This is a genomic window from Paucisalibacillus algeriensis (genome assembly GCF_000577245.1).
GTDB lineage: Bacteria > Bacillota > Bacilli > Bacillales > Amphibacillaceae > Ornithinibacillus.
Window position 1 is genome coordinate 1 of sequence record NZ_CBYO010000008.1, and the last position, 5785, is coordinate 5785.

Sequence of the window (5785 nt, forward strand, 5' to 3'; positions counted from 1 at the left end):
GGGGCAGCATTCCTGTAATGAAAGAAAATGAGGTTTGTGTATAAAAATAACCTCCTGATAGAATAAGAGTGTCCAACGCTTGCAGGCATAATAGGACAAACTTAAAAAAACAGGAGGCTATTCAAAATGAATTATAACCAAAACAGTAAGATTGCTCAAATTACTTCTGAAACACTAATTATAGGTGTTGATATCGCAAAGTTCAAGCACGTTGCTAGAGCGCAAGATTGTAGGGGTATTGAGTTTGGAACACCTTGTTACTTTGAAAACTCAAAAGATGGTTTCGCAGATTTTATTAAGTGGATTACTCTTATTATGCAGGAACAAGGCATGAATAAAGTGGTTGTTGGTATGGAACCAACTGGTCATTACTGGCTTAATTTAGCTCATATTCTTAAAGAAAATGGTATTAAGTTTGTTGCTGTAAATCCACTCCACGTAAAGAAGTCTAAGGAACTAGATGATAACTCACCAACAAAAAATGATGTGAAGGATGCCAAAGTTATTGCACAGTTAGTTAAGGACGGGAGATACGCTGAACCTACAATTCCGCAAGGTGTTTATGCAGAACTCCGTGTGGCTAAAAAAATTCGTGATCTCTTAACTGAAGATCAACAAACTGTCCAAGGGCAGATACACAACTGGATAGATCGTTATTTTCCAGAGTTTCTTACGGTTTTTAAAAAGTGGGAGGGAAAAGCAGCGTTACAGTTTTTAAAGCTCTATACGTTACCTCATGAATTAGTAAATTTCTCTGATGAAGAATTATTAATTCATCTAAGAAAAGCTGTAAAACGTAGTGTTGGTCTTAGTAAAATACAAGAGTTAAAGCAAGCTGCCGGTAAGTCCATCGGACTCAAACAAGGTGCGACCATGGCTAAAATGGAGCTTAAAACATTAATTGATAAATATGAATTAATCCAAATCAAATTCGAAGAATTGGATTCTAAAATTGATACATTAATTGACCAGATCCCCGGTGTCCAACAAATGTTGGCAATAAAGGGTGTTGGAAGAGATACAGTTGCCGGCTTTTTTGCCGAAGTTGGTGATTTAAGTGAATATTCCCATCCACGGCAACTAATTAAGTTAGCTGGATTAAGCTTGAAAGAAAACACGTCAGGAAAGCATAAAGGGAAAACTACTATTACTAAGCGAGGTAGAAAGAAGTTACGAGCGCTATTATTTAGGGTGTGTATGATTCTTGTCGCAAAGAACTCTGCATTTAAAGCTTTGCACGGATATTATACGCAACGCCCTGATAATCCATTGAAGAAGATGCAGTCGCTAATTGCTCTATGTAATAAATTAATTCGCATACTATTTGCCATAGGAAAAAAGCAATTTGAATTTAGTGAAGAAAAAATGTTAATGGATATTCCTCATATGCAAGATTTAAGGAAGTTGAATGAAGCCGCATAATACATGATAGATTAGAAGCCTACTAGTTTAATAAATATCTATATGTTTGGAATTAAAAACTGAAGCACGGATTAGTCAGCAAAGCAACTAAACTTCGGGCATGGACCCTGTGGGGCAGCATGACTGACATCCACCTCATGGTAAGGTTGGACGAAGGAATTTTAGAGCAAAGACTCTGTGAGACATGGGAGGGTTGACCTCCATGAGACATGTGGACATCTACTTGTGCGATCATAATTTAACTAATACCAATTTTTTCCTGATATTGGTCTAGTTGGATAGAAGTCTTTTTGTCCTTGTTGTCCAAATTTTACCTATTCAGATAAAATAAACCAATACATATCGAATATAAACTAGTAAGAAAATCTAAGAAAACGTGAGAAATCGGTAGATTTCACTTTCTATATTGAGGGAGGTTAGTTTAACAAGAAAAACGAAACTTGAAGGGCTTTAAATTGATTACAAAGGGGGGGAGGACGACGTATGAGAAGTATAATAAGATATTTACTTATAAGTATAATGGCTCTATCCATTCTTGCGTTAATAATCGTATATAATAATCAGTATATAGCAGAAGCCCATATGGCAAGGGCTTTACCATTAGCGATATTAGTTGGTCTTTCTTCCATAGCAGTAGCAATATACGAGAAGAAATAAGTAATAAAATGCTCTTTTGAAATAATGTACTTTTCTTCTTCAACAAACGAGTGCGATTCTTGAATAAGCTATTGCCTTCGAATCGGAAATAGTGATCAAAACGAAGAGTTATGTAATAAAAACTGGAGGGGAAAAATGGAGAATTGTATATTTTGTAGAATTGTTAGGGAAGAAGTATTCTCATACACAATATATAAAGATGAAGTAGCTACAGCCTTCCTTGATATTAATACTGTGGCTTTAGGTCATACATTGGTGATTCCAAATAAACACTTTAATAGATTAGAATATAAACGATGAAGAAGTAATGAAAGGATTAATGAATGCACTAATAAGGGTATCAAATATACTCGTTACTTCTAATATTTGTACCGATTTTACAATACTCAGTGATAATGGAGCAAATGCAAAGCAGGATATTATGCACACACATTTCCACATAATTCCAAGGCATCTTAACGAAGAAATAGAATTAGAGCTTCCAACTAATAAAGAAGTTGCCAATGTGGGGTGTCTTGAAAATACATATAATTTATTAAAAAAATCTTTATAAGATATTCAACTAACGGGGTGTGTTAGTTAAATATGATCAACTGCTTTTTGTACTAACGGAGCAGGTTAGTTCAATAAGGGTTTGGATATTTACGGTAAAATGTAATTAAATTATGGGAGGGGTATTTATGGATTTTTTCATTGTTAACATGTTAGAACCTATTATTTCTACTTTTTTTCAAAATGGGATTTGGGTAATCGGCTTCTTTTACTTGTTAATTAAGACTTTTGAAAGCGATAAACTTAAACATTACTCCAAATATGTCATAGGAATTGTATTGGGAATATTATTTGTTTATTCAGTAGTGGTTAGTATATAAACCTTATTTCCTTATTAAAGTAACGGCTGCGTTACTTTAATAAGAATGATGCACCCGGTAAATAACTATTGGAGCATGTTAGTTAAATAAAAGGATTTTTGAAGAAATCTCACCAAAAAAATGGCTACTCAAAATGGAGTAGCCAAGAAAGTAAAAACCTCTTACATAATTAGTTTTGCCAATATTTCATCTTCCTCTTCATCAATACCTATCTCTTTAAAACCGAATTTAGCATAAAGATGTCTAGCCATCTTGTTTCCTGGAGCATAGGAAATATAAACTGCCTTTGCTTCTCCCTGTGGGAATGTTTGAATGTATTCAAGAGCCCTTTTCATTGCTTTGGTTCCGAATCCTTTGTTTTGATACTTCTTATCAATCATAAAACGCAGGATGCCGTAAGCCTCTTCGTCTCCATATTCATTTTCTTCCGCAGTATCGTGATACATCATAATAAATCCAATCATCGTATCATCATAATAGATTGCAAAAGTCATGGCTGGTAGTTCATCGTTTAATAAAGCAACGTACGATTGAGCAAGACTATAAACATTTGATGACAAGAACCCCTTTTGTTCGTCTGTTAACTGTAAACTTATGCACTCATCCAAATTATCCCAAGTAATTCTTCGAAATTCGATCATCATGAACCTCCTGTATAATTTGTTTTGTTTAATTGTGTAAAAACAAAACAACAGGGGGGCCACGTGAATAGTATCAAAATTATTTAACGTTAACCACCATAATATCTTCCTCCTCTAATATATAGAGAATTATACTAATTCCAATATAATTAGTCAAATTATTCAAAATAAATTAAGCTTTAATTATCAAAGTTGTTTTTCTTAAAGATATTTTTAGATAAGCATATTGAACCGTTTATAACTAAAGGGTGCAAGAGTTGAACAAGGCGGGCTTTAAATCAGATCGTCTTTTTTATTTGGTTCGAATATATTTGGAATATTATGTTATTGTTGAGTTGTAGAGTTATTGAAGTAACGGGGCAGCATTCCTGTAATGAAAGAAAATGAGGTTTGTGTATAAAAATAACCTCCTGATAGAATAAGAGTGTCCAACGCTTGCAGGCATAATAGGACAAACTTAAAAAAACAGGAGGCTATTCAAAATGAATTATAACCAAAACAGTAAGATTGCTCAAATTACTTCTGAAACACTAATTATAGGTGTTGATATCGCAAAGTTCAAGCACGTTGCTAGAGCGCAAGATTGTAGGGGTATTGAGTTTGGAACACCTTGTTACTTTGAAAACTCAAAAGATGGTTTCGCAGATTTTATTAAGTGGATTACTCTTATTATGCAGGAACAAGGCATGAATAAAGTGGTTGTTGGTATGGAACCAACTGGTCATTACTGGCTTAATTTAGCTCATATTCTTAAAGAAAATGGTATTAAGTTTGTTGCTGTAAATCCACTCCACGTAAAGAAGTCTAAGGAACTAGATGATAACTCACCAACAAAAAATGATGTGAAGGATGCCAAAGTTATTGCACAGTTAGTTAAGGACGGGAGATACGCTGAACCTACAATTCCGCAAGGTGTTTATGCAGAACTCCGTGTGGCTAAAAAAATTCGTGATCTCTTAACTGAAGATCAACAAACTGTCCAAGGGCAGATACACAACTGGATAGATCGTTATTTTCCAGAGTTTCTTACGGTTTTTAAAAAGTGGGAGGGAAAAGCAGCGTTACAGTTTTTAAAGCTCTATACGTTACCTCATGAATTAGTAAATTTCTCTGATGAAGAATTATTAATTCATCTAAGAAAAGCTGTAAAACGTAGTGTTGGTCTTAGTAAAATACAAGAGTTAAAGCAAGCTGCCGGTAAGTCCATCGGACTCAAACAAGGTGCGACCATGGCTAAAATGGAGCTTAAAACATTAATTGATAAATATGAATTAATCCAAATCAAATTCGAAGAATTGGATTCTAAAATTGATACATTAATTGACCAGATCCCCGGTGTCCAACAAATGTTGGCAATAAAGGGTGTTGGAAGAGATACAGTTGCCGGCTTTTTTGCCGAAGTTGGTGATTTAAGTGAATATTCCCATCCACGGCAACTAATTAAGTTAGCTGGATTAAGCTTGAAAGAAAACACGTCAGGAAAGCATAAAGGGAAAACTACTATTACTAAGCGAGGTAGAAAGAAGTTACGAGCGCTATTATTTAGGGTGTGTATGATTCTTGTCGCAAAGAACTCTGCATTTAAAGCTTTGCACGGATATTATACGCAACGCCCTGATAATCCATTGAAGAAGATGCAGTCGCTAATTGCTCTATGTAATAAATTAATTCGCATACTATTTGCCATAGGAAAAAAGCAATTTGAATTTAGTGAAGAAAAAATGTTAATGGATATTCCTCATATGCAAGATTTAAGGAAGTTGAATGAAGCCGCATAATACATGATAGATTAGAAGCCTACTAGTTTAATAAATATCTATATGTTTGGAATTAAAAACTGAAGCACGGATTAGTCAGCAAAGCAACTAAACTTCGGGCATGGACCCTGTGGGGCAGCATGACTGACATCCACCTCATGGTAAGGTTGGACGAAGGAATTTTAGAGCAAAGACTCTGTGAGACATGGGAGGGTTGACCTCCATGAGACATGTGGACATCTACTTGTGCGATCATAATTTAACTAATACCAATTTTTTCCTGATATTGGTCTAGTTGGATAGAAGTCTTTTTGTCCTTGTTGTCCAAATTTTACCTATTCAGATAAAATAAACCAATACATATCGAATATAAACTAGTAAGAAAATCTAAGAAAACGTGAGAAATCGGTAGATTTCACTTTCTTTCGTAATGGAA

The 5785-nt window shown here is 34.6% G+C and carries 7 protein-coding genes; 6 read left to right on the top strand and 1 reads right to left on the bottom strand.

What is annotated here, in order from left to right:
- The first annotated feature begins 126 nt into the window (after positions 1 to 126).
- The 5 genes from TY11_RS06615 (at position 127) to TY11_RS06625 (ending at position 2951) form a co-directional block, all read left to right on the top strand.
- Positions 127 to 1422, top strand: a complete 1296-nt coding sequence (locus TY11_RS06615) for an IS110 family RNA-guided transposase (protein WP_042144292.1) — start codon at positions 127 to 129, stop codon at positions 1420 to 1422.
- A gap of 483 nt (positions 1423 to 1905) precedes the next feature.
- On the top strand, positions 1906 to 2079 hold the full coding sequence (locus TY11_RS20385; RefSeq protein WP_155982677.1) for a hypothetical protein: 174 nt from the start codon (positions 1906 to 1908) through the stop codon (positions 2077 to 2079).
- A 135-nt stretch (positions 2080 to 2214) separates the two neighbouring features.
- Positions 2215 to 2379, top strand: coding sequence for an HIT domain-containing protein (locus TY11_RS20985; protein WP_081755856.1), 165 nt, complete (start codon positions 2215 to 2217; stop codon positions 2377 to 2379).
- Positions 2380 to 2386: 7 nt separating this feature from the next.
- Positions 2387 to 2632 carry an HIT domain-containing protein gene (locus tag TY11_RS20990; RefSeq protein WP_081755857.1) on the top strand — a complete coding sequence of 82 codons (246 nt, stop codon included), beginning with the start codon at positions 2387 to 2389 and terminating at the stop codon, positions 2630 to 2632.
- A 127-nt stretch (positions 2633 to 2759) separates the two neighbouring features.
- On the top strand, positions 2760 to 2951 hold the full coding sequence (locus tag TY11_RS06625) for a hypothetical protein (RefSeq protein ID WP_042144295.1): 192 nt from the start codon (positions 2760 to 2762) through the stop codon (positions 2949 to 2951).
- Positions 2952 to 3112: 161 nt separating this feature from the next.
- Here TY11_RS06625 and TY11_RS06630 read toward each other — a convergent pair whose 3' ends face one another.
- Positions 3113 to 3592 carry a GNAT family N-acetyltransferase gene (locus TY11_RS06630; protein ID WP_042144296.1) on the bottom strand — a complete coding sequence of 160 codons (480 nt, stop codon included), beginning with the start codon at positions 3590 to 3592 and terminating at the stop codon, positions 3113 to 3115.
- Between the two features lie 482 nt (positions 3593 to 4074).
- On the opposite strand from TY11_RS06630, the gene TY11_RS06635 reads away from it, so the two are divergent.
- Complete coding sequence (locus tag TY11_RS06635; RefSeq protein WP_042144292.1) at positions 4075 to 5370, top strand: IS110 family RNA-guided transposase; 1296 nt, start codon at positions 4075 to 4077, stop codon at positions 5368 to 5370.
- Positions 5371 to 5785: the final 415 nt, after the last annotated feature.